Below are 22,950 nucleotides of genomic sequence, written 5' to 3'. Positions count from 1 at the left end.
ACAGGATTGATAGCTCTTTCTTTAATACACCCATAGATGTAGGTTATTCCCATGCAGCAACAAACGATGCCGGGGGCAGCAATCACTTATGGTCAACTGGATCAAACGCGAGCATACGAAAAACCAGGTCAATGAGTCTGGGAAGCGAGTACGTAAAGGTGAGCACACCGACCAAGATATAAGCGTGATCGAAAACCATCGCGCATCTCATTCATATGTCTTAAATACCTTCCAATCGACCCTCCGCAACCGTGCTAGAGGTAAGCAGATCACCTTCGGACAACGCCTCAAGCGTATGCCGACGATCTTGGATAAGTTACAGCGCCAAGAGGGGATGAAACTCGCACGGATGCATGATATTGCGGGGTGCCGCCTTATTTTTCGTACTGAAAGTGAATTGCACGCTTTTCGCAACAGCCTTCATGAGGCTCGGATGAAGCACACGCTGCATAACGGCCCTAAAGGCGATAAATACGATTACATCAAAAGACCAAAAGCAAGCGGCTATCGTGGCATTCATGATGTTTACGAGTATGACGTGAACTCAGAGACTGGCACGCATTGGAACGGCCTGCTCATTGAACTTCAATACCGGACAAGGTATCAGCATGCATGGGCGACCGCTGTTGAAGTTGCTGATTTGACTACTTCTAATCGCATCAAATTCGATGATGCGCAGTCGGAGTATCGTGACTTTTTTAAACTGGCAAGCGAGATCATTGCACGTGGATTTGAAGGTAAAACGTCATGTTTTCCTGAAATGTCGGATCGTGAATTGATGGTTAAGTTCAGATGGGTGAACCATCGACTTGGATTGATGGATAAGTTTAAACATCTAGCAACGGTTCAAGCACCCAAGCGTTTTAAGAAAAACACTATATTGCAATTCGCTATTAATCCGAAAACTTCTAAGCGCAGCTTGGATGTTGAAAGTTATGATTCGGTCGTTGTGGCACTGAAGCGATATGCAGAACTTGAAGCTAAAGCTGATGAGTATGTGGATGTAGTTTTGGTGCAGGCCGCGAACAGAGAGAGCATGCGTGAAGCATTCAAAAACTACTTTTCAGATACAAAAGAGTTTTCCAGATACATCAATAAGGGAATGGAGAAATTGGCAATCAAGGTTTTAAACACACAGATGGTTGAAGGGACATAAATGGATAAAATGCAATTTTTAGTTCTATCCGGATTTCTTGCCATGATTGCCTATTAGGTAGACGGGCTTCGCAAGGCTAAGAAACATACAATCATTTTGCGTCTGGGCATCCTGTCTATGAGTGATGAGTTGAAAGTTCCGCATGACATTTTTGGGAGGAAACTTGATGAATTAAGGGAGCAGGGCTGGAGAGAAAAATCTTTTTTATAGCGGTATACTCTAAACCACCATTGCCACCCTCACCGGGTGGCGTTTTTATTTTGCTCCCTCGGTGCTACCTCAAAAAATAAGCCCGCGATTCGTCAAAAGAAAACCCCTGATTTCATCTAAGAAATCAGGGGTTTTATTGGCTCCGGCGGTAAGATTCGAACTTACGACCGATCGATTAACAGTCGATTGCTCTACCACTGAGCTACGCCGGATCAAGCGTACCGTTTGCGAGGCGGTTGGATGGAGGCGCGGACCGGATTTGAACCGGTGTACACGGCTTTGCAGGCCGCTGCGTAGCCACTCCGCCACCGCGCCATCCTGCCCAATGCAAACCATGGCTTTCGTTTGGTTTGCAAGGGGAGCCGTGGGGCTCCTTCAGCACCTTCAAATGAAGGCTTTGGCCCTCCTCGCGAAGGCGCTGGAACATAGAACGCTCATTCGCCCCGGTCAAGCACCCCAATGGGCTTTTCTGAATTTTTTTGTAACATGGCGCAGAACCTCGGATTATTGGCGAAATGCAAGGGGATTCAGGCGCTTGCGATTGGGGAAGGGGAACTGGCAGGGGGCGGGCAAGAATGCAATCATCTCCATTGTGCAGCGCGCCGTGCTCGGGCTATAGTGCCGGGCAATAGGGTGGTTTTGGGACCTGGGGGGGCCGAAAACCGATGATGTTAAGAGACACACGCGGCGCATTTGCGCCCTGGATAGAGGGGGTTATCCCATGGACTTCGCGCTCGCCCGTCACAATATGGTCGAAGGTCAAATCCGCACCAATAAAGTCACCGACCCCTTGGTCGTTGAGGTTTTGGACGTGCTGGAGCGCGAATCCTTTCTCCCCGCAGCTTTGAAAAAACTCGCTTACATCGACGAAGATTTGATCGTCGGGGCGGGGCGCATCTTGATGGAACCGATGGTTATGGCGCGTTTGATGCAATTCGCCGCCATTGAAGATACCGACGTGGCGCTGGTTGTTGGGGCGGCGACAGGATATGAAGCGGTGGCGATTTCCAAGATTGCCTCTGCGGTTGTTGCGGTCGAATCGAATCCTGAGTTACAGCGTTTGGCCGCTGAAAACATGGCGACACAAGGGGCGGACACCGTCACCTTGGTGAAAGGCGATTTGACCAAGGGCAACCCCGACCACGGGCCTTATGACGTTATCTTCATCAACGGTGCCGTCGGTGAACTGTCCAGCAGCTTGACCGATCAGTTGGCCGAAGGGGGACGCCTGGTTTATATCAAATCGGGTGCCGGAACGGGTAAAGCCATGCTGGTGAGCAAGGTGCAGGGCGTTGTGTCGCAAACGGAATTGTTCGACGCCAACGTGCCCGTTTTGCCGGAATTCGCCGCCAAGGCACACTTCAGCTTTTAAATTTTCTCCACAAAATGGTTGAATATCGTTTCAAAGACTTGAAATTGCGACACTTAAGATTTATCTAATATTTGACTGAGGGTGAAGTACACCTCTCAGCCCAAATGCGATGTCTCAATGACGTTAGATGATACTTGTGGAGCTCCCCGATGACCAACGTGTCTTTGCCCCTCGAAATCGACGCCTATGGCCTGCAGAAAATCAGGTCGGAAAACTTAAACGCCGCTTATATTGACGTGCGGATGCCATGGGAAGTCATGCAATCTCCCATCACGTTTCCGACCGGGGCTTGTCCCAATATTCCGCTCAATCAGTTGCCGCAGCACTTAAGTGCATTGCCCAAAGTCGACCATTTGGTCATCATTTGTGCCCACGGAAGCCGTTCTTTGATGGCGGCGCAGTGGTTGCGCCAAAATGGATTCGCAACGGCGCAATCGTTGTCGGGGGGCATGGCCTCGTGGCGACGGTATCAAGAGATGGCCGCGTAAAGCGCTGAATTATCCCATTTTTGAGCACATCAAACGTTAATATCTGTGAGCTATGGTCTTTGCATCTTACGATGTGTAGTCTTTGCGCACTTCGTATAGATGGAAAATAGCGGAAAATAATTGTCTATCTGGCCTCTATACGGGACAATAGGCGACGTGAGCTCGATTCATATGAAAAGAACGATGAAAAACTTAAACAGCACAGTTTCTCGAATTGCTCTCTCCGGTATGGCCTTTGGCGTGTGCGCAAGTCTGTTTGCCGCACCGCTTCACGCTGAAACGCTCACGGAAGCGTTGGCCAAAGCTTATACGACAAACCCGACCTTGCAGTCGGCGCGCGCCACCTTGCGGGCCAAAGATGAAAGTGTCTCTCAGGCGCTGGCAGGCTGGCGTCCGTCCTTGTCGATGACCGGCACGGCGGGTGCGCGAAAACAGAAAACCAGCCTCGTGCCCAATAACACGAATACGAATCCGAAAACCGCATCGCTCGATTTGACCCAGTCGCTTTATGCCGGCGGTCAGACCTCGGCGGACATTTCGTCGGCGGAAAATTCCGTGCGCGCCCAGCGTGCGCGGTTGGTGGCGTCTGAACAGACCGTGTTGCTGAATGCGGCGACCGCCTATTTGAACGTGCTGCGTGACCAGGCGGTGGTCGAACTGAACGCCAAGAACGAAGACGTCCTTAAAAGCCAGTTGGAAGCCACCCAAGACCGCTTCAACGTCGGCGAAATCACCCGCACCGATGTGCACCAAGCCCAATCGCGCTACGCAGGGGCCACCGCTGACCGTATTCAAGCGCAAGGTACCTTGGAGGCCTCACGGGCGGCTTACGCCAATATGATGGGCAATGGGCCCGAAAAGTTGGAAGCGCCCAAGTTGGCCTTGCCGATGCCCACGGGGTTGGATGATGCCTTGAAACTTGCCGAGGAAACCAATCCTGACGTGTTGGCGGCTGAGTTTGATGAGCGCGCTGCTGCCGATGATATTGACAGCACCCGCGGGCAGTTGCTGCCCTCGCTTGATCTCAACGGCAGCGCTTCACGCTCGCTGGAAACGGCTTCCAAATCCTATTGGGCCACGACGTATGAGGCGACGGTGACGCTGAGCGTGCCGTTGTATCAATCCGGTTCGGTCTATTCAAAATTGCGCCAAGCGCGTCAAACGGCTTCGGCAACGCGTATGGACCTTGTTCAAACGCGCCGCGATGTCACTGAACAGGTCCGCAGCGCGTGGGAGACCTGGGTCTCTACAAAAGCGCGAATCGAAGCCATTAAAACTCAGGTTATTGCCGCCGAAACGGCTCTGGAAGGCGTTCAACGCGAAGCCAGTGTGGGTTCGCGAACGGTTCTTGACGTTTTGGATGCCGAGCAAGAATTGTTGGATGCAAGCGTAAATCTTGTTAAATCTCAAAGGGATGAGACCGTTGCCGAGCTGACGTTGTTGTCCTCTATTGGGCATCTGACCGCGACGGATTTGAACCTCGCTGTGGATTTATATGATTCACAAGGGCATTATCAAGAGGTTCGGGGGAAATGGTTTGGTGGCAGTGTTAACGACGACACCGCAAAATAATTGAGAAAAATCAACCGGAAAAACCGGTCGGGTAAACGTCAAGTTAAGTATTTGATCGAATAATTTGGGCTGGGGAAATCGGGTCCAAACATCTCAGGGGATAAGCGAGCTTTCAATGAGCGAAGACGCGCAAGGACAAAACGGCGAAGAGCCTTCGATGGAGGATATCTTAGCCTCTATTCGCCGCATCCTTTCTGAGGACGGCGAAGAGGCTGCGCCTGCTGAAAAGGCCGCACCACCAGCGCCCGAACCTGAAGAAGAAATGGATATGGCCGCCGCCATGGCTGAGATGGAGGCTGAACCCGAAGAAGAGATGGACATGGCCGCTCTCATGGAAGAGATGGCGGCTGAGCCTGCGCCCAAACCTGAACCCGCGCCGATGATTGAATTGGCGGAAGACGATCCGGAACCAGAGCCAGAGCCAGAGCCAGAGCCTGAGCCAGAACCCGCGCCGGTCGCACCGCCGCCGCCGCCGCCCGTTTATACGGCGCCGCCGCCACCGCCACCGCCTCCTGTTTACGAAGCGCCTCCACCCCCGCCACCACCACCACCACGTCCGGGGGGAGAGCCAGATATTTCGTCGATCCTCGATTTGACCGCGGAAATGATCACCACGCTGCCGGAGGGGACGAACTTCAGCAACACCATCATGTCGGCGGGTGCCTATCGGGCCTCAACGGACGTCTTGGCCGATTTGGCGCGGGCGATTTTAAGCCAGCGCGAATTGCAGGTTGGTGGGTCCGACATCACCTTGGAAGGCATGGTTCGGCAAATGATGAAACCTTTGCTGAGCGAATGGCTGGACCAAAACTTGCCCTACCTGATCGAACGTTTGGTCAAAAAAGAGATCGACCGTATGATCAACCGGGCAGAGCGTCTCGAAGACTAAGATCGCTTAAATTTGTTTTCAAAAGCGCCGCCCAGGCTTCCCCGGGCGGCGTTTTTGTTCTAGAAACCACTACAACCACCCCACACCTCATGACGGACGGCAAATCTGATGTTGGACAAGACCTATACGCCCCACGATGTTGAACAACGCATTTATGATCAGTGGGAAAGCTCCGGTGCTTTTGCCTGTGGCCAAGGGGAGGTCTCAAACGGGGCGCAAGACGCCTACACCATCGTCATTCCGCCGCCCAACGTGACCGGCAGCTTGCATATGGGCCATGCGCTGAACAACACCTTGCAAGACATCTTGATTCGTTACAACCGTATGCTCGGCAAGGACACCTTGTGGCAGCCCGGCACCGATCATGCGGGGATCGCCACGCAGATGGTGGTCGAACGTCAGATGGAAAAGGAAGGCCTGACCCGTCACGATTTGGGCCGCGACAAGTTCATTGAACGGGTGTGGACTTGGAAAGCTGAAAGTGGCGGCACCATCACTCGCCAGTTGCGCCGCCTGGGCGCGTCGTGCGATTGGTCGCGCGAACGCTTTACCATGGACGAGGGTTTGTCCAAAGCGGTACAAAAAGTTTTTGTCGAACTGCACAAGGCGGGGCTGATCTATCGCGACAAGCGCCTGGTCAACTGGGACCCGCTGCTGCACACCGCGATTTCCGATTTGGAAGTCGAAAACAAAGAGCATGTCGGCAAGATGTGGTACTTCAAGTATCCCATCGAAGGCCAAGAAGGAAAGTTCATCACCGTCGGCACCACGCGCCCCGAAACCATGCTGGGCGATACAGGTGTGGCGGTGCACCCCGATGATGAGCGTTATGCGGCTTTGGTGGGGCAAATGGTGCGTCTGCCCATCACCAACCGTCTGATACCCATTGTTGCCGATGCCTACGCCGACCCCGAAAAGGGCACCGGTGCGGTGAAGATTACCCCAGCCCACGATTTTAATGACTTCGAAGTTGGGCGGCGGTGCAATTTGGACATCATTAACGTCTTGGACTTAAACGCCGCCATCAACGAAAACGGCCCCGCACACCTGCAAGGCCTGGATCGGTTCGAAGCGCGCGACGTCATCGTCAAAGAGATGGAAGGCTTAGGCCTGCTGGAAAAGATCGAAGAAAACCCCATGACGGTGCCTTACGGCGATCGTTCGGGGGTGGTGATCGAGCCGTGGCTGTTGGATCAGTGGTTTGTCGATGCCGGCAAGCTGGCCGTCGATGCCATCAAGGCGGTTGAAGATGGCCGCACCACGTTCCATCCCAAGCAGTACGAAAACATCTATTTCGACTGGATGCGCAACATTCAGCCGTGGTGCGTTTCGCGGCAAATCTGGTGGGGCCACCAAATCCCCGCATGGTATGGCCCCGACGGTCATCCGTTTGTCGAATACACCGAAGAAGAAGCCCGCGCGGCTGCTGAAAAGCATTACGGCGTGGCCACTGACGTGACCCGCGACCCAGACGTGTTGGACACGTGGTTCAGCTCAGCCCTGTGGCCGTTTTCCACCTTGGGCTGGCCGGACGACACCCCGGAAGTGAAACGCTATTACCCGACCGATTGTTTGGTTACGGGTTTCGACATCATCTTTTTCTGGGTCGCCAGAATGATGATGATGGGCTTGCATTTCATGGACGAAGTGCCGTTTAAGGACGTTTATATCCACGCCCTGGTGCGCGATGAACAGGGCCAGAAAATGTCCAAGTCCAAGGGTAATGTTTTGGACCCCTTGGAACTGATCGACCAGTTCGGCGCCGACGCGGTGCGCTTCACCATGACGTCGCAAGCCGTGCAGGGGCGTGATGTGAAGCTGTCCATCAGCCGTATTGAAGGCTATCGCAACTTCGTCACCAAAATCTGGAATGCCGCGCGTTACGCCGAAATGAACGAATGCAAGCCGGGCGCGGACTTTGATCCGTCTTCCGTCAAACTCACCGTTAACCGCTGGATCATTTCCAAAGCGGCGGAAGCGGTGGCGAAGATCGAAGCCTCCATCGTCAGCTACCGCTTTAACGAAGCTGCCGACGCGGGCTATCATTTCACCTGGGGGCAGCTGTGCGATTGGTACTTGGAATTCACCAAGCCGATCTTAAACGGCGACGACGAAGCGGCCAAGCTTGAGACCCGCGCCACCATGGCGTGGGCATTCGACCAAGTGTTGTTGATGCTGCACCCGATTATGCCGTTTGTGACCGAAGAGTTGTGGGCGCAAATCACCGCGCGTCACGGCCAGTTGATGCTGCAACCGTGGCCCAACCTCAAGGGCTTGGAAAGTGCCGAAGCCGAGGCCGAGATGGACTGGGTGGTGCGCTTAATCTCAGCGGTGCGCGCCGTGCGCTCGGAAATGAACGTGGAGCCCAAAGCGCAACTGGTCTTGCGTTTGAAAGACGCCAGCGCCGAGACTTTGGCGCGTCTTCAAACCCACCAAGACCTGATCCACCGCATGGCCCGCATCAAAGACAGCGGGGCGCTGGAAGGCGACGTTGAAAAGGGTTCCGTCTCAACGGTTTTGGACGAAGCCACGATGATCTTGCCCATGTCCGGCATCATCGATGTGGACGCCGAAAAGGCTCGCTTGGACAAAGAGCTGAGCAAGCTCGATCCTGAAATCATGAAGTACGAAAAGAAGCTTTCCAACCAAGGCTTCCTGGCCAAAGCCCCGGCCGAAGTGATCGAAGAACAAACCGAACGCCTGGAAGCCTTAAAAGCCGAACGCGCCAAAGTGAACGAAGCGGTGCTGCGGTTGGCGGACCTCTAAGGCCGCTTCACGCTTTTCTTTGCAGAGCGACGGTTGAGCAAACAAAAAAGGGGACGGTTTTCCGTCCCCTTTGTGTTTTTGGTTCAGTTTTGCCTGAACCAATTTGGCGTCTAGCTGTGATGATAGCGGTGACGCAGCATGGGGGTGACGATTTTGGGGCGGACAGAGTTCACGCCATCAAGATGGTCCAAGTCTAAGCCGCTCAAAACATCGCTGCGGTTTTGCAGGTGGCTGGTGGCGATGAAGCCCGTCACGGTCGTGTAGCCATAACGCTCGGCCGATTCCGGCCTGTGCTGAACGGTTTGCAGGGACAGCATATGGGCATGCTCTTGAAGGATTTTGTCGGGTGGCGTGATCTTTGTCATCGCAGGTGTCCCTGTCAAAGTGTTAAAAGGTGCAACAGGTTGGGGTGGAGAGGCCGCCGCCAGCATTTGTGAGTGTGACCTTGCGACCTCTCCCTTGAAGTCAGCCTGAAGGGGTTGTGCTTCGGGATAAATGTGCACTGCACACGCTAATCTTTCAAACGAAATTATATGATTACTAAAATTGATAAAATCGATTAGACTTCAAAAATACTGGAGGATCTGAAACGATGGATATCGATCTTGCGAAAACGTTTGTGGCGGTTTACGACACGGGTAACTTCAACCGTGCCGCCGAAAAACTCAACGTCACCCAATCGACGGTGAGCACCCGCATTCAAAATCTTGAACAGCAACTGGGCCGATCATTGTTTGTACGTTCACGCGCGGGCACGGAACTGACGGTTGCGGGGCAGCGCTTTTATGGACACGCGACCCATTTGCTGCGGGTTTGGCAGCAAGCCCGTCACGACCTGGTGCTTCCCGAAACCTTGCATGATGTACTGACCATCGGCGGGCAGTTTACCTTGTGGGATGAATTGCTGCTGAGCTGGCTGCCTTGGATGCGCGCCAACATGTCCGATGTGGCCTTGCGTGCCGAGGTCGGCTTTCCCCAAGACCTGATTCGCAACTTGCAAGAAGGCTTGCTCGACATTGGCGTCATGTATATGCCCCAAGCCCGTGGCGGGTTGGTGATCGAACGGCTTTTGGAAGACAAGCTGGTGTTGGTATCGACAAATCCCAGCGGCGGTGGACCGGGCGATGATGGATATGTGTTCATCGATTGGGGACCTGAGTTTCAGAGCGAACACGATATGGCTTTCAAAGATAGCCCGTATCCCGCCATATCGGTGTCCCAAGGGATGCTGGGGTTGCAGCATATCCTCAACTGTGGCGGTTCGGGGTATTTGCCGCAGCGATTCGTAAAGCGTCAGGTTGATGCGGGACGTTTGATGCGGGTGCAAGGTGCACCGTCCTTTTTACGCGCGGTTTACATGGTCTATCCCAACGAGCGTGCCGACGATGAACGTTTTGAATACGCCCTGTCGGGCTTGCGCACCATCGCCGCCTTGCGGGTTAAAGAATAGCTTAAAGCGCAAAAAAAGGGGACGGCTTGCCGTCCCCCTTAAGGTCCGCGGGTTCAGTTCCATCTCGGTTCTGTCTCTGGGCCCGTGGTGTCGTCAGCCGCAATGCGGCTTCTGTAAATGGTCTTCAGACGCAGCCCGTCGGTTTCGGCAGGCCGCCCCATTTACAAATCAGTTTCATCGGGCCGGTTTCAAAAACGTTGAACAGCTGTTTTTTGTCGACGCCCATTGCTTTGGTGAAATTGCGGATGGCCGGTACCGTGTTGTCGCGCTCAAACATTTCGCGCGCGGACATGATGTAGCCCATAATCTCATCAGTGATTTCACGGCCGTCACGCGAAGCAATTTCCCGCGCAATTTCCGGTGTCCACAAGTCTCTGTTGAGCAAAAAACCTTCGCCGTCTGTCTGAATATCCATGTATCCCTCCTAAAATAATAGCGATCAGCACACGGGGCTTATACGCACCGTGTTCTTACCTGAGTAAATAAGTCGGATTTAGGAGATTTTCAAGTGCTATATAAGAAAAAATGAATGTAATTGGTGGATTATTATGAAAATGAGAGTTTTTCTAATGTGTAAGTATGTGAGTGAAAGGGTGCGATTTAATCGCTGGCCATGTCACGCAACATGAAAATGAGATCCAGCACCGGGGGATTTTGGATGCCCGCTTGGGTGAGCATGGCGTGGACCTGACCTCTGTGGTGGGTCTGGTGGTTGAGTAAGGTGAGGAAGATGTGCCGTGCAGGGGAGGCATGTTTTTCCCCTCCTGAAACAGAGCGGTAGCGCACTTCACCATCCAACCCACCGTCGAGCCCCACTGAGCGCCGGTCCACCAGACGGATAAAGTGCTCATCCATCGCGCGGCGTGCGGTGACGAGCTTCTCGAAATCGTCATGCAAAATTTCATCAAGGCTTTTGATGGCGCTGTATTCGCCCATTACCCGGCTGGTCCAAACCCGGTCAACGACCAAAAGGTGGTTGAGGGTGGCATGGATCGAACCGAAGAACGCACTGCGATCCAGGCGGTAGTCTGCGTCGGACAAGTTCCGGACACAGTCAAACACGCGGTCATTGGCCCACTGGTTATAACGGGCCATCAGTTGCAGGTCGTGCAAGGTGTTTACGTTCTCATTCATGGGGCAACGGTACTGTGTTGGAAGGGGCTTTTCAATGAAAACCGTTGGTGGTGCTGCAGAATCCAAAACACAATAAAAGGCGATCAGGGGATTGATCTTGAGAGGCGTAATTCCCATATTCGGCGTGTATATTCACCCCCGATTCTTGTTCAGAAAAATAAAAACTGGAGCAACCATGAGCTACCACTTTACCGTGACCTTGACGTGTCCCTTTGACGAAGCCCTTGAAAAGGCGACGGCCGCCCTGAAAGCCAAGGGCCTTGGCGTGCTGACCACCATCAACGTGCAAAACGCCATGAAGGAAAAGTTGGGCGAAGATATCAATCCTTACATGATTCTCGGCGCGTGCAGTCCGTCTCATGCGTTTAAGGCGATCCAGGCGGAAGACAAAATCGGCGTGATGCTGCCTTGTAACGTCTTGGTTCAGCAAAAAGACGACGGCAAGATTGAGATTTCCATCGTTGATCCCGTCGCGTCAATGTCGGCCATTCACAATGATGCGCTTGGTGAGGTTGCCTTGGAAGTCCAGAGCTTGCTCAAAGGCGTCGCCAGAGACTTGGAAGCTTCCGCTTAAGCCTTCAAAGTCGGGCAAAAATAAACGAGGTGCTCCCATAATGGCGGTGCCCCGTTTTGTTTTTGCTGTGATACTATCCGCGCTATGAAAGCTGTTGTTTGTGTTCGGATGTGGATTTTGTGCGTGCTCGTCTCCCTGGGCGGCGCTTTTCCGGCCATGGCGGACAGCGGTGACTTGATCGAAGTGTTTATCGATGCGCGCCAGTCGGCGTATGTCACGTATCAAGGCGTGGCGACGGACACGTCCCAGCAAGCCCGAGACGAAATGGCGGGCTACGCCACCTTGGAAGGCATTTCATTGGTGACGTGGGAAGAGTTTCGCAACCAGGCCCAAGACATTGTCGCCAAGGGTATCTTAAAAAACGAATACCCCGGTGCGGGCACAGCTTTGGGCATCTTGGCGGTTTTGAAAGCCAACCCGGGCCGCCCCATAGCGGTCACCTGGAACGGCGGAATCGCGACCTCATTTTTTGACTTTCAGCTCGCCGTGGAGACGCTCGAAGCCTATCAAGAAAATGCAGAAACTTACGAAAAAAGCCGCACTGAGGCTAAAGAAGACGATCCGCTCAACCCCGACGTACAGATCAGGGCAATGCTGGGGAGCTAACCGCGGAAACCAAGTTTGAAATATGTGTGCCTCCCTGATATCAAATAAAAAAACAATCTCTCGAAAAAGGAATTCTCATGTCGAAGTTCGTTGTTATCGGTGCCGGATTTGGTGGCCTGACGGCCGCTGCCGCGTTGCGTAAAAAGGCTCCCAATGCGACCATCACCTTGATCGCGCCGAAACGTGAGTTTGTGTATTACCCCAGCCTCATCTGGGTGCCCACCAAGTTGCGTAAGGCAGAAGACTTGATCATTTCCTTGGATCATTTTCTGCGCATACATCGCATTGAATTTCATCAAGGCACCGTGACGGGGCTGGAACAAGGCGGGCGGGTCGTTGTCACCGATACCGGCCCCGTCGCCAATGACGGCTTGATCATGGCTTCAGGCGGGCGCTTCATCCGCAAACTTCCCGGCATTGAAAACGCCATTGTGCCGTGTTCCGGAATCAAAGAGGCCCAAGATATTCATGATCGCCTTCACGCCATGATGGAGGGCGCTGGTGGCACCATCGCCATGGGCTTTGGCGGCAATCCGAACGAGCCCAGCGGCGTGCGCGGTGGGCCCATGTTCGAGTTTTTGTTCGGCATCGACACCTATCTGCGCAAACACAAAATGCGCGCTAAATTTAACCTTGTGTTCTTTTCTCCAGCCCCCAAGCCGGGCATCCGCATGGGCGAAAAAGCCGTTGATAAACTGCTTGGGGAAATGAAAAAACGCGATATCCAAACCCACCTGGGGCACAAAATGAAGGCCTTTGAGGCGGACAAAGTCGTTACCGAAGGCGGTGACTTTTCCGCCGATATGATTTTGTTTATGCCCGGCCTGACGGGGCCGGCGTGGGTGCAAGACAGCGGTCTGCCGCTGTCGCCGGGGGGCATGGTGCAAGCGGATATGAGCTGCAAGGTCCAAGGATGGGAAAAAACCTATGTCGTCGGCGATACGGGCTCTTACCAAGGCGGCCCCGATTGGATGCCGAAGCAGGCGCATATGGCGGATTTGCAAGCGAAAACGGCTGTTCAGAACCTGCTTGCAGAGATGAATGGACAACCTGCCGACAAAACCTTCCGCGTCGAGCTGATTTGTATCGTCGATACGCTGAATTCGGGAACCATGGTCTATCGTGATCTCAACAAAAGTTCATTGTATCCCATGTTCATTTTTGGTCATTGGTTGAAACGCATGTTTGAACATCATTATCTCAAGGCGTTTCGGTAATTCCGGCAAGCCCGGCGGGGTTTTTTATTGTAATGCGCCATGCGGTGCTTAATATCTCAAGACATCAGTATAAGATCATTTTGAAGGATATCGATCATGCCCGAACTTCGCTCACGAACTTCCACCCATGGCCGTAACATGGCTGGCGCGCGCGGACTTTGGCGCGCCACGGGCATGAAGGATGGCGATTTCGGCAAGCCGATTATTGCGGTGGTGAACTCCTTCACCCAGTTCGTGCCGGGCCACGTGCACTTGAAAGATTTGGGTCAGTTGGTCGCCCGCGAAATTGAAGCCCACGGCGGCGTCGCCAAGGAATTCAACACCATCGCGGTCGATGACGGCATCGCTATGGGGCACGATGGTATGCTGTATTCGCTGCCGTCGCGTGAAATTATCGCCGACAGTGTTGAGTACATGGTCAATGCTCATTGTGCCGACGCCATGGTGTGCATTTCCAACTGCGACAAAATCACGCCCGGCATGATGATGGCGGCGATGCGCTTGAACATTCCCGCTGTGTTTATCTCGGGCGGGCCGATGGAAGCGGGCAAGGTTGTCGTGGACGGTGAAGAAATCGCCGTGGATTTGATCGATGCCATGATTCAAGCCGCCGATCCCAATGTGTCCGATGAGACCGTGATGGATTTTGAACGCGCCAGCTGCCCCACCTGCGGGTCGTGCTCGGGCATGTTCACGGCCAACTCCATGAACTGTTTGGCCGAAGGTTTGGGGCTGGCGCTGCCGGGCAACGGTTCGTTGGTGGCGACTCATTTGGCGCGCAAAGGCTTGTTCGAAGAAGCCGGGCGTATCGTGATGGAAATCACCAAACGCTATTACGTGGACGGGGACGAAAGCGTCTTGCCGCGCAATTTGGGCGGTAAAAAAGCCTTTGAAAACGCCATGGCCTTGGACATCGCCATGGGCGGATCGACCAACACGGTGCTGCACATTTTGGCCATCGCCAACGAAGCCGAAATCGATTTCACCATGAAAGACATCGACGCCATGAGCCGGCGGGTGCCGCATTTGGCCAAGGTCGCGCCTTCGACCCAACTCTATCACATGGAAGACGTGCACCGGGCCGGTGGCATCATGGGCATTTTGGCGGAATTGGACCGTGCGGGTCTCATCCATAGGGACGTTTCGACGGTGCATTCCAAGACCATGGGCGACGCCTTGGATCGTTGGGACATCGTTGGCACAGACGATGAACTGGTGAAAGCCTTTTACCGTGCCGCCCCCGGTGGTGTGCCGACCCAAGTTGCGTTTAGCCAGGACAAGAGCTATCCGTCCTTGGATGACAACCGTGAAATGGGCTGCATCCGCAACAAACAACATGCCTACAGCACCGATGGCGGACTGGCGGTGCTGTTTGGCAACATCGCCGTGAATGGCTGCATCGTGAAAACGGCGGGTGTGGATGCATCGATCTTGACCTTCACGGGCCGGGCGCGGATTTGCGAAAGCCAGGATGAAGCGGTGGAAAAAATTCTCGGCGGCGAGATCGTGGCCGGTGATGTTGTGTTGGTGGTTTATGAAGGCCCCAAGGGTGGCCCCGGCATGCAAGAAATGCTCTATCCGACCGCATATCTCAAATCCATCGGCATTGGCAAAGAATGTGCGCTGCTCACCGATGGGCGTTTTTCCGGTGGCTCGTCAGGGCTGTCGATCGGGCACGTGTCGCCCGAAGCTGCTGAAGGCGGTGCCATCGGCTTGGTTCAAGAAGGCGATAGCATTGTTATCGACATTCCCGGACGCACCATCAATGTGGCGGTGAGCGACGAGGTGCTGGCCGAGCGCCGTGCCGAAATGGAAGCCCGGGGGACAAAAGCCTGGAAGCCGACCAAAGCGCGACCACGCAAGGTCAGCGCTGCGCTGCGCGCCTACGCGGCCATGGCCACCAGCGCCGACCGGGGGGCGGTGCGCGATGTCAGCCAGATAGAGCGTTAAACCAGATTGAGCGCTAAGAATTTCACTGAGGGTTTTCCTTAACAGGTTAAATAACCCCATTGAATTTGTGTGAATTCGCGTGTATGTGTCTTCCACGTAAAATTACGTAGGCAAATCGATCGCGTTTGTCCTCAGTGTGGGCGCAGGGTTTACGAACCCTATTTTGTTAAAAGGTGCGGGGGACCATCGCATCAAGCGCTGGAGCGCATCTGCACTGAACGGCTCAAGTCATGTGGGTAATTCTTGGGGAAAGTGCTGAATTATGCTTGTTGAATGGTCGAAGGAACTTGAAATTGGTGTCGCCTTTGTGGATGCCGATCACAAGGTTTTGATAAATTTGCTCAATCAAGTTGATGAGTGCATTCATCAAAAAGAAGAAACGACGGTTCTCGGCAGTGTATTGGACGCTTTGGTCGAATACACAGAATATCATTTCTTGCGCGAAGAAAAGATGATGGAGTTGAGCGGCTATACGGGTCTCTCAACCCACAAAACCACGCACCGCATGCTCAGTGGCAAAGTCCGCGACGTCTATGAAGACTTCCAAGCCAATCCGGGAAGTGTCGATCCCATTGATGTACGGGATTTTTTGCAGTCGTGGCTGGTGGATCACATCATGGGCTCCGATTTTGCTTACAAAGACATCTGCCTGTATAATCTGGAAGCGGCGCAGGCCGCCGGGCAAGTGTCTTTCTTGGGTGATGGCTCGACGTTTAACGAATGGGAACACATCCGCATCATGGTCGTGGATGACAACCCTAACTTTCGCCGTTTGATCCGCACCATTTTGCGCGCCGTCGGTATCACGCAAATTCAGGTGGTCGAAACGCCTGAAGAAGGCCTGGACCGCTTAGCCGATCGGCCCGCCGATGTGGTGCTGTGCGATTGGGTGATGGACGACATGAGCGGCACAGAATTCGCCCGCAAGGTCCAAGAGATGAAGCTGCCGACCCGCGTGGTGATGTTGACGGGCTATTCGATTGATGTGCTCAAAGAACGCTCCACGGATTTGGCGGTCACGGACTATATTGAAAAGCCGATAAAAGCACGTGAATTGCTGGAAACCATATCGCGTGTCGCCATGTCGGTGCCCACGCCCTGAGCGCGGTGCGCCTCAGTATTCTCTGATTAAAACGGTGATTAGAGTGCCAACTCACACCACACCGGGGTGTGATCGGATGGTTTGTCCCAACTGCGGGGCGTTTTGTCGATGCCGCTGGCGGTGAGTTTGTCGGCGGCTTGGGGGCTCAGCAGCAAGTGGTCGATGCGACAGCCTTCGTCCCGGTCCCATGAACCGGCCCGGTAATCCCACCACGAATAGCGTCCGCCTTCGGCATTGCAAGCGCGAAAGGCATCCGTTAGACCCAAGTTCACAATGCAACGCAGGGCATTGCGGCTTTCGGGCAAGAACAGCGCATCGCGGACCCAGTTTTTGGGTTCATAGACGTCTTGGGGTTCGGGGATGACGTTGTAATCGCCGCCCAGCACAAACGCTTCTTCGGTTTGTAAAAGTGCGCGGGCGTGGGCGTAAAGACGTCGCATCCAGCGCAGTTTGTAATCGTATTTTTCGCCCGGTGCCGGGTTGCCGTTGGGCAGATAGATACAGCCGACCCGCACACGTTCACCATGCGAATTGCACACGGTGCCTTCAACATAACGGGCTTGTTCGTCATCCGCGTCCCCGGCCTCAATATCGGGCAGGCGGGTGGCGGTGACTTCGATGGGCGTTTTGGATAAGATTGCGACCCCATTGTAGGTCTTTTGACCAACAACTTCGGCGTAATAGCCCGCCGCTTTGACGTCTTCCCAGGGAAAGATGTCTTCCACGCCTTTAAGCTCTTGCAGCAACACAACGTCCGGGTCGAATTCGCCCAGCCACCGCATCAGGTGCTCCTTGCGCGCTTTGAGGGAATTAACGTTCCAGGTGGCGATTTTCAAAGGCATTAGGCCATAAACTCAGCGCGCAATAATGGTGTTGAGCGAATACAAGATATAGGTCAAAAACAGGAACAAAAACAGGTACGTCCAGACTTTATAATATTTCCGGGTGCGCATGTTTGTTTCCCTAAAGATGCGGTTTTAGACCGAAAATGAGGTGCCGCAACCGCATGTGGACGTGGCGTTGGGGTTTTCGACGGTGAAATACTGGCCCATCAAGTCGGCTTTGAAGTCCAGCACGGCACCGTTTACAAACGGGACCGAGACTTCATCCACCACCACGTTGACGCCATCGCGTTCAAACACCAAGTCATCATCGTTGACGGTGGCGTCTAAGCTGAAATTGTATTGAAAACCAGAACAGCCGCCGCCGGTCACGCCAATGCGCAGCTTCATCTCCGGATTGCCTTCGTTTTCAATCAACAATTTGATGCGCGTCACCGCACCGTCGCCGATTTTCAGGCCGTCTTGAACTTCAGTTGTATCGGGCATGGGCACCTCTGTTGGGGCTTAATCTTTTTCAGGGATGGTCAATAATAGATCATTTGCTCTTGGATGTAAGGTGCAAAGTCCAAAAGTCAACGCATATGCGGCCCTTGAGGGCTTGCAGGGTGAGGGGCGGAAGGGTAGTTTCCCTGCATGAACACTTCGTCAGAAAACTTCGCCACTTTCGCCTGCAAACCCGAAGAAAGCCGGGGGCGCTTGCACGATGAGCCGGAAAGCGCCACCCGTAGCTGCTTTCAGCGCGACCGCGACCGCATCATTCACGCGGCGGCGTTTCGCCGTTTGCAGTACAAAACCCAGGTTTTTGTGAACCACGAAGGCGATTTTTTCCGCACCCGCTTGACCCATTCCCTGGAAGTGTCGCAAATCGCCCGGTCCATTGCCCAGTGTTTGAACCTGAACCAATACTTGGCGGAAACCTTGGCGTTGGCCCACGATTTGGGCCACACCCCGTTTGGTCACGCGGGCGAATTCGCGCTGGAAGATTTGATGGCGCCCTACGGCGGGTTCGATCACAACGCCCAGTCTTTGCGCGTGGTGACCAAGTTGGAACAACGCTATGCGGACTTTGACGGCTTGAATTTGACCTGGGAAACCTTGGAAGGGGTGGTCAAACACAACGGCCCGCTGACCGGCTTTGCCGAGGCCAAGCCGTTGCCGTGGGCCATCGTTGAATACGCCAAGGACCAAGATTTGGGCTTGAGCACGTATGCATCGGGCGAAGCGCAAATCGCCGCCGTCGCCGACGATGTGGCTTACAACAACCACGATATCGACGATGGTCTGCGCGCCGGATTGTTCACCATTGACGACATTCGTCAGGTGGATTTTGTCGGCGAGACCTTTACTGAGGTCGAAAAACGCTATCCGGACCTCGATTTTTCGCGCACCGTGCATGAAGTGGTGCGGCGCACCATCGGCATGATGGTCGAAGATATCTTGGCAGAGTCGCGCACCCGTTTGGCTGACGCCAAACCGCAAAGCGTCGATGACGTCAGAAATTATGGCGAGCCATTGTTCGGGTTTTCCGATGAAATGGCGAAAAACGACCGAGAATTGAAAGAATTCTTGTTTCCCAACATGTATCGGCATTACAAGCTGAACCGCATGACCTCCAAAGCGCGCCGCGTGGTGAAAGACTTGTTTGAGCTGTTTTTGTCAGAGCCCGGCACCATGCCGACGGAATGGCAAGTGGGCACCAACGGTGCGGGAGACGAGCTGACCGCGCGCGTGGTCGCCGATTACATTGCCGGCATGACCGACCGCCATGCCCTGGACGAACACCGTCGCCTGTTTGATTTGCAGGCCCGCACCAGCGAATTTTCGTTGGGCTGAATCTGAGAATACACAATGAACCTGTTTACCCATTTTCGTGACCAAATCGCCGCCTTGATCGAGGAACGGGTCGCCGCTGGCGATCTCCCCCAAGGTCTTGATCTCAGCCGCATTACGGTCGAACCGCCGCGCGAAACGTCCCACGGCGACATCACCACCAACGCCGCCATGGTGCTGGCGAAACCAGCCGGGAAAAACCCCCGTGATATCGCCGCCTTGTTGGCGTCCAAGGCCGAAAGCTTGCCCGGCGTGACGGGTGTGGAAATTGCCGGACCGGGCTTTTTGAACATGCGCTTGAGCGATGATTTCTGGCATGCCCGGCTGCGCGATATTTTAGATTCTGGCGTGGCTTACGGCGATAGCGCCACCGGCGACGGGGCGAAGGTCAACGTCGAATACGTGTCCGCCAACCCCACCGGGCCGATGCATGTCGGCCATGCGCGCGGTGCCGTGTTCGGCGATGCCTTGGCGTTGCTGTTGGACAAGGCCGGATTTGACGTCACCCGCGAATATTACGTTAACGATGCGGGCGCGCAGGTCGATGTGTTGGCGCGCTCAATGCGTGTGCGTTACTTGGAAGCCTTGGGCGAAGACATCGGGGCCATCCCCGAAGGCCTGTATCCGGGCGATTATTTGGTGGCCCCGGCCGAAGCCTTGGCCGCGCGCGATGGCGACAAATGGAAAAACGCCGACGAGGCCACCTGGCTGCCCATGATGCGCGAGTATTCCATCAACGCGATGATGGACATGATCCGTGAAGATTTGGCGGTCATGGGGGTTGAACACGACGTCTTTACCTCTGAACGCGCCTTGGTTCAGGCGGGCAAGGTGGACGAAGCGCTGGCGTTTCTTAAAGACCAAGGTTTGATCTACGAAGGCGTTTTGGAGCCCCCCAAAGGCAAATTGCCCGACGATTGGGAAGAGCGCGAACAGACCTTGTTCAAAGCCACCCAGTTTGGCGATGACGTGGACCGTCCGGTGGCCAAATCTGACGGCTCTTGGACCTATTTCGCCACTGATATGGCCTATCACCTGGACAAATATCGGCGCGGTTATGCCGACATGATCGACGTTTGGGGTGCCGATCATGGCGGTTACGTGAAACGCATGCAGGCGGCGATTAAGGCGTTGACGGGTGGCCAAGGCCAGTTGGATGTGAAGCTGTGTCAGATGGTGTCGCTGTTGGATCACGGTGAGCCGGTCAAAATGTCCAAGCGGGCAGGGACTTTCGTGACCTTGCGCGATGTTGTCGACAATGTCGGCAAGGACGTGGTGCGCTTCATCATGCTGACCCGTAAAAACGACGCTGGGCTGGATTTTGATTTTGCCAAGGTGACGGAACAATCCAAAGACAACCCGGTTTTCTATGTCCAGTACGCCCACGCGCGGGTGAATTCGGTGATGCGTATGGCGGCCGATGAACTGGGGGCGGAAACGGTTTCGATTGACGCCATTCATGGTGCGAAATTGGAGCGTTTGAGCGATGAAAATGAACTGCAGCTGATCAAATTGATGTGTCAGTGGCCGCGCATCGTCGAAAGCGCCGCCTTGGCCCACGAACCGCACCGCATCGCGTTCTACTTGGGCGAGGTGGCGGCCAGCTTCCATGGCCTGTGGAACAAAGGCAAGGACGATAAATCGTTGCGCTTTATCATGGCTGATGACGTAGAATTGACCTTGGCGCGCTTGGCGATGATCCGCGCGGTGGCGAATGTGATCGGTTCTGGCTTAAAGGTGTTCGGCGTCACCCCAGTAGAAGAAATGCGTTAACTCTTTTTCGGTATTATTTGGCTCATGAATACAGATCCCGATTCTTATGAAGACAATGTTCCCGACGCTTCCGAGCTTCTGGACTTTGAATTGATCGCCAAAAGCCAGCCTGATAAGGGCCAGGGCCTGTGGCTGTGGGTGGTGTTGGTGCTGATCGTGGCCGGCGGCGGCTGGGCGGCATGGCTATATCTGCAAAGCCAAAATGCCGAAGATATGGCGGCCGCTTCAAACAATGTGCCGATGATCTTGGCGCCGAAATTTGCCTTGAAGGAAAAACCCACCGATCCGGGCGGCATGAAAGTGCCGGACCGCGACAAGTTGGTTTATGACCGCATGGCGGGTGAGCAAGATACAGGTAGTGGTGGCGCAGGGCAGGTGGAGCGTTTGCTGCCGCCCCCGGAAACCCCGATTGAGCCGCCAAAATCTATGCCTCCGTCAATGACTGCGCCCCTGTCTCCGGACGCGATGCCCTCTGAAATAGATGCTGGCGAACCGGATGTGGTGTCTGCTGCACCTGTGCCGGAACCTGAAAAAGCTGCGGCCAAAGGCCCGGTGAATATTATTGCCCCCAAGGCCGATGTGAAGACGGAAGCCAAGGCGGCTCCTGTGGTGAAACCTGCGCCCGTCCCCGCCTCGGCACCTGCGCCTGTTGCAACGCCCGCTCCGGCACCTGCTCCAGCACCTGCTCCGGCAACGGCGAAAGCCTCCGGAACGGCAGGGCAAGGCTACATGATTCAGCTTTCTGCGGTGCGCAATGAATCGGATGCAAAGTCCGAATGGGCGCGCTTGTCAAAGGCCCACCCGGATGTTTTGGGCGGACTTGAACTGGTGATTCAACGCGCCGATTTGGGTGCCAAGGGCATTTTTTACCGTGTGCGCGGCGGCTGGTTTGCGGATCGCAATGAAGCCAAAGCCATTTGTGATGAGCTGAAAAAGCGCAACGTGGGGTGCTTGCTTGCCAAGCCATAAGCCGATTTCGAAGCCCTCGGCGGTCGTCTTTGGCTGTTCGGGGTGTGAGCTGACGTCTGAGGAGCACGCCTTTTTTCGCGCGACCAACCCGCTTGGCTTGATCTTGTTTCAGCGCAACTGCGACAGTCCCAAACAGGTCCGTGCCCTGGTTGAGGCGTTTCGCGTCTGTGTGGGCCGCGATGATGCACCGGTCTTGATCGACCAAGAAGGTGGACGGGTGGCGCGATTGAGGCCGCCTCACTGGCCTGAATTTCCCGCTGCCAAAGCCTATGCCACTCTGTTTGCCAAAGACCCCGACCAGGGGCTTGAAGCCGCCAAGCTGGGCGGTCGCCTGATTGGTCACGAGCTGGCGGACTTGGGCATTTCCATTGATTGCGCGCCGGTACTCGACGTGCCCCAACCGGGGGCAGACCCCATCATCGGCGACCGCGCCTTTGGCCCGGATGTCGACACCATCGTGCAACTGGCCAAGGCGTTTATGGATGGTTTGATGAAGGGCGGTATCACCCCTGTCATCAAGCACATTCCCGGTCACGGCCGCGCCCTGGTGGACAGCCATAAAGATTTGCCGAAGGTTGATGCGGCGCTAGAGGATTTGCAAACTGTCGATTTTGCGCCATTTCGAAGCCTTCATATGGCGGGATGGGCGATGACCGCGCATGTGGTCTATGCGGCCCTTGATCCAGACCTGCCCGCCACCTTGTCGCCGGGCATCATTGAAAATGTGATTCGCAGGCAGCTCGGTTTTCAGGGCGTGCTGGTGTCTGATGATTTGTCCATGAAGGCGCTGTCTGGCAGCTTTGTCGAACGTACCTCCGCGTGCCTGAAGGCGGGCTGCGACGTGGCGCTGCACTGCAACGGTGACATGGACGAAATGGTCCAAGTGGCCGAAGGTGTGGCTGTGGATGGTTCTGAGATGACGCGGGGGGGCTGGGCGCGCTATAAAATCAGCAAGCTTCTGACCGCCAGCGCCACAAAGCCGTTTGCATCGAAAAAAGAACACGCCAAAGCGCGCCACCGTTTCGACACCTTATTGGGATAATTCCGGAC

Annotated in this window: 21 protein-coding genes and 2 tRNA genes; 16 read left to right on the top strand and 7 right to left on the bottom strand. The window is 54.7% G+C overall.

Annotated features, from left to right (window positions below):
* Window positions 1-88: 88 nt before the first annotated feature.
* The gene (locus tag BEN30_RS11870; protein WP_084005457.1) at window positions 89-1,156 is read left to right on the top strand and encodes a RelA/SpoT domain-containing protein; all 1,068 of its coding nucleotides are present in this window, start codon (window positions 89-91) and stop codon (window positions 1,154-1,156) included.
* Window positions 1,157-1,503: 347 nt separating this feature from the next.
* Here BEN30_RS11870 and BEN30_RS11865 read toward each other — a convergent pair.
* Together BEN30_RS11865 and BEN30_RS11860 are read right to left on the bottom strand one after the other, a co-directional pair.
* Window positions 1,504-1,578 (bottom strand) — tRNA-Asn (locus BEN30_RS11865).
* 29 nt (window positions 1,579-1,607) lie between these two features.
* A tRNA-Cys gene (locus BEN30_RS11860) sits at window positions 1,608-1,681 on the bottom strand.
* Window positions 1,682-2,087: 406 nt separating this feature from the next.
* Here BEN30_RS11860 and BEN30_RS11850 point away from each other — a divergent pair.
* The 5 genes from BEN30_RS11850 to BEN30_RS11830 all read left to right on the top strand — a co-directional run bounded on the left by BEN30_RS11850 (window position 2,088) and on the right by BEN30_RS11830 (window position 8,453).
* The gene (locus tag BEN30_RS11850) at window positions 2,088-2,738 is read left to right on the top strand and encodes a protein-L-isoaspartate O-methyltransferase family protein (RefSeq protein WP_069958545.1); all 651 of its coding nucleotides are present in this window, start codon (window positions 2,088-2,090) and stop codon (window positions 2,736-2,738) included.
* 149 nt (window positions 2,739-2,887) lie between these two features.
* Window positions 2,888-3,226: a rhodanese-like domain-containing protein gene (locus BEN30_RS11845; RefSeq protein WP_069958544.1), complete on the top strand. Its 339-nt coding sequence runs from the start codon at window positions 2,888-2,890 to the stop codon at window positions 3,224-3,226.
* Between the two features lie 183 nt (window positions 3,227-3,409).
* Window positions 3,410-4,798 (top strand): TolC family outer membrane protein, encoded by a 1,389-nt coding sequence (locus tag BEN30_RS11840; protein ID WP_170827041.1) that lies wholly within the window; start codon window positions 3,410-3,412, stop codon window positions 4,796-4,798.
* A 115-nt stretch (window positions 4,799-4,913) separates the two neighbouring features.
* Entirely contained in the window at window positions 4,914-5,687 is a 774-nt protein-coding gene (locus BEN30_RS11835) for a DUF2497 domain-containing protein (protein WP_245649046.1), read from the top strand.
* Window positions 5,688-5,795: 108 nt separating this feature from the next.
* Window positions 5,796-8,453 carry a valine--tRNA ligase gene (locus BEN30_RS11830; RefSeq protein ID WP_069958542.1) on the top strand — a complete coding sequence of 886 codons (2,658 nt, stop codon included), beginning with the start codon at window positions 5,796-5,798 and terminating at the stop codon, window positions 8,451-8,453.
* Window positions 8,454-8,563: 110 nt separating this feature from the next.
* Here the strand turns inward: BEN30_RS11830 and BEN30_RS11825 are convergent, their stop codons facing one another.
* Window positions 8,564-8,818: a hypothetical protein gene (locus BEN30_RS11825; protein ID WP_069958541.1), complete on the bottom strand. Its 255-nt coding sequence runs from the start codon at window positions 8,816-8,818 to the stop codon at window positions 8,564-8,566.
* A 227-nt stretch (window positions 8,819-9,045) separates the two neighbouring features.
* On the opposite strand from BEN30_RS11825, the gene BEN30_RS11820 reads away from it, so the two are divergent.
* A complete protein-coding gene (locus BEN30_RS11820; protein ID WP_069958540.1) occupies window positions 9,046-9,903 on the top strand; it encodes a LysR family transcriptional regulator in 858 nt (285 codons plus the stop codon).
* Between the two features lie 124 nt (window positions 9,904-10,027).
* Here BEN30_RS11820 and BEN30_RS11815 read toward each other — a convergent pair whose 3' ends face one another.
* Window positions 10,028-10,318 (bottom strand): TusE/DsrC/DsvC family sulfur relay protein, encoded by a 291-nt coding sequence (locus BEN30_RS11815; protein WP_069958539.1) that lies wholly within the window; start codon window positions 10,316-10,318, stop codon window positions 10,028-10,030.
* Between the two features lie 185 nt (window positions 10,319-10,503).
* Window positions 10,504-11,037: a DinB family protein gene (locus BEN30_RS11810; RefSeq protein ID WP_069958538.1), complete on the bottom strand. Its 534-nt coding sequence runs from the start codon at window positions 11,035-11,037 to the stop codon at window positions 10,504-10,506.
* Window positions 11,038-11,212: 175 nt separating this feature from the next.
* Here BEN30_RS11810 and BEN30_RS11805 point away from each other — a divergent pair, with 175 nt between their 5' ends.
* The 5 genes from BEN30_RS11805 (at window position 11,213) to BEN30_RS11785 (ending at window position 16,486) form a co-directional block, all read left to right on the top strand.
* Window positions 11,213-11,611 (top strand): DUF302 domain-containing protein, encoded by a 399-nt coding sequence (locus BEN30_RS11805; protein WP_069958537.1) that lies wholly within the window; start codon window positions 11,213-11,215, stop codon window positions 11,609-11,611.
* A gap of 123 nt (window positions 11,612-11,734) precedes the next feature.
* Complete coding sequence (locus BEN30_RS11800) at window positions 11,735-12,217, top strand: hypothetical protein (protein WP_139135001.1); 483 nt, start codon at window positions 11,735-11,737, stop codon at window positions 12,215-12,217.
* A 77-nt stretch (window positions 12,218-12,294) separates the two neighbouring features.
* Window positions 12,295-13,434 (top strand): NAD(P)/FAD-dependent oxidoreductase, encoded by a 1,140-nt coding sequence (locus BEN30_RS11795; protein ID WP_069958535.1) that lies wholly within the window; start codon window positions 12,295-12,297, stop codon window positions 13,432-13,434.
* Between the two features lie 96 nt (window positions 13,435-13,530).
* Complete coding sequence (gene ilvD, locus BEN30_RS11790) at window positions 13,531-15,384, top strand: dihydroxy-acid dehydratase (protein WP_069958534.1); 1,854 nt, start codon at window positions 13,531-13,533, stop codon at window positions 15,382-15,384.
* 262 nt (window positions 15,385-15,646) lie between these two features.
* On the top strand, window positions 15,647-16,486 hold the full coding sequence (locus BEN30_RS11785) for a bacteriohemerythrin (protein ID WP_069958533.1): 840 nt from the start codon (window positions 15,647-15,649) through the stop codon (window positions 16,484-16,486).
* Between the two features lie 38 nt (window positions 16,487-16,524).
* Here the strand turns inward: BEN30_RS11785 and xth are convergent, their stop codons facing one another.
* Window positions 16,525-17,328: an exodeoxyribonuclease III gene (gene xth / locus BEN30_RS11780; protein ID WP_322091072.1), complete on the bottom strand. Its 804-nt coding sequence runs from the start codon at window positions 17,326-17,328 to the stop codon at window positions 16,525-16,527.
* 135 nt (window positions 17,329-17,463) lie between these two features.
* Window positions 17,464-17,814, bottom strand: coding sequence for an iron-sulfur cluster insertion protein ErpA (gene erpA, locus BEN30_RS11775; protein WP_069958578.1), 351 nt, complete (start codon window positions 17,812-17,814; stop codon window positions 17,464-17,466).
* 147 nt (window positions 17,815-17,961) lie between these two features.
* Here erpA and BEN30_RS11770 point away from each other — a divergent pair, with 147 nt between their 5' ends.
* From BEN30_RS11770 to nagZ, 4 genes are read left to right on the top strand one after another with little or no spacing between them, the layout of a single operon-like run.
* Window positions 17,962-19,161 carry a deoxyguanosinetriphosphate triphosphohydrolase gene (locus BEN30_RS11770; RefSeq protein WP_069958532.1) on the top strand — a complete coding sequence of 400 codons (1,200 nt, stop codon included), beginning with the start codon at window positions 17,962-17,964 and terminating at the stop codon, window positions 19,159-19,161.
* A gap of 15 nt (window positions 19,162-19,176) precedes the next feature.
* Window positions 19,177-20,931, top strand: coding sequence for an arginine--tRNA ligase (gene argS, locus BEN30_RS11765; protein WP_069958531.1), 1,755 nt, complete (start codon window positions 19,177-19,179; stop codon window positions 20,929-20,931).
* A 24-nt stretch (window positions 20,932-20,955) separates the two neighbouring features.
* The gene (locus tag BEN30_RS11760) at window positions 20,956-21,900 is read left to right on the top strand and encodes an SPOR domain-containing protein (protein ID WP_069958530.1); all 945 of its coding nucleotides are present in this window, start codon (window positions 20,956-20,958) and stop codon (window positions 21,898-21,900) included.
* Entirely contained in the window at window positions 21,887-22,942 is a 1,056-nt protein-coding gene (nagZ, locus tag BEN30_RS11755; protein ID WP_084005451.1) for a beta-N-acetylhexosaminidase, read from the top strand. The genes BEN30_RS11760 and nagZ overlap by 14 nt, the downstream gene beginning before the upstream one ends.
* Window positions 22,943-22,950: the final 8 nt, after the last annotated feature.

Source organism: Magnetovibrio blakemorei (assembly GCF_001746755.1).
In the GTDB taxonomy this organism is placed as follows: Bacteria; Pseudomonadota; Alphaproteobacteria; order Rhodospirillales; family Magnetovibrionaceae; genus Magnetovibrio; species Magnetovibrio blakemorei.
Note: the sequence above shows the minus strand (reverse complement) of the source record. Positions and strands in the feature narration are given on the sequence as shown.

What these genes read in the sequence shown, in the direction of transcription:
- argS (WP_069958531.1), top strand. Translation starts at nt 19,177, where the DNA reads ATGAACCTGTTTACCCATTTTCGTGACCAAATCGCCGCCTTGATCGAG.
- BEN30_RS11870 (WP_084005457.1), top strand. Translation starts at nt 89, where the DNA reads ATGGTCAACTGGATCAAACGCGAGCATACGAAAAACCAGGTCAATGAG.
- ilvD (WP_069958534.1), top strand. Translation starts at nt 13,531, where the DNA reads ATGCCCGAACTTCGCTCACGAACTTCCACCCATGGCCGTAACATGGCT.
- erpA (WP_069958578.1), bottom strand. Translation starts at nt 17,814, where the DNA reads ATGCCCGATACAACTGAAGTTCAAGACGGCCTGAAAATCGGCGACGGT.
- BEN30_RS11825 (WP_069958541.1), bottom strand. Translation starts at nt 8,818, where the DNA reads ATGACAAAGATCACGCCACCCGACAAAATCCTTCAAGAGCATGCCCAT.
- BEN30_RS11835 (WP_245649046.1), top strand. Translation starts at nt 4,914, where the DNA reads ATGAGCGAAGACGCGCAAGGACAAAACGGCGAAGAGCCTTCGATGGAG.
- xth (WP_322091072.1), bottom strand. Translation starts at nt 17,328, where the DNA reads ATGCCTTTGAAAATCGCCACCTGGAACGTTAATTCCCTCAAAGCGCGC.
- BEN30_RS11830 (WP_069958542.1), top strand. Translation starts at nt 5,796, where the DNA reads ATGTTGGACAAGACCTATACGCCCCACGATGTTGAACAACGCATTTAT.
- BEN30_RS11770 (WP_069958532.1), top strand. Translation starts at nt 17,962, where the DNA reads ATGAACACTTCGTCAGAAAACTTCGCCACTTTCGCCTGCAAACCCGAA.
- BEN30_RS11850 (WP_069958545.1), top strand. Translation starts at nt 2,088, where the DNA reads ATGGACTTCGCGCTCGCCCGTCACAATATGGTCGAAGGTCAAATCCGC.
- BEN30_RS11760 (WP_069958530.1), top strand. Translation starts at nt 20,956, where the DNA reads ATGAATACAGATCCCGATTCTTATGAAGACAATGTTCCCGACGCTTCC.
- BEN30_RS11795 (WP_069958535.1), top strand. Translation starts at nt 12,295, where the DNA reads ATGTCGAAGTTCGTTGTTATCGGTGCCGGATTTGGTGGCCTGACGGCC.
- BEN30_RS11785 (WP_069958533.1), top strand. Translation starts at nt 15,647, where the DNA reads ATGCTTGTTGAATGGTCGAAGGAACTTGAAATTGGTGTCGCCTTTGTG.
- BEN30_RS11815 (WP_069958539.1), bottom strand. Translation starts at nt 10,318, where the DNA reads ATGGATATTCAGACAGACGGCGAAGGTTTTTTGCTCAACAGAGACTTG.
- BEN30_RS11820 (WP_069958540.1), top strand. Translation starts at nt 9,046, where the DNA reads ATGGATATCGATCTTGCGAAAACGTTTGTGGCGGTTTACGACACGGGT.
- BEN30_RS11840 (WP_170827041.1), top strand. Translation starts at nt 3,410, where the DNA reads ATGAAAAACTTAAACAGCACAGTTTCTCGAATTGCTCTCTCCGGTATG.
- BEN30_RS11805 (WP_069958537.1), top strand. Translation starts at nt 11,213, where the DNA reads ATGAGCTACCACTTTACCGTGACCTTGACGTGTCCCTTTGACGAAGCC.
- BEN30_RS11845 (WP_069958544.1), top strand. Translation starts at nt 2,888, where the DNA reads ATGACCAACGTGTCTTTGCCCCTCGAAATCGACGCCTATGGCCTGCAG.
- BEN30_RS11810 (WP_069958538.1), bottom strand. Translation starts at nt 11,037, where the DNA reads ATGAATGAGAACGTAAACACCTTGCACGACCTGCAACTGATGGCCCGT.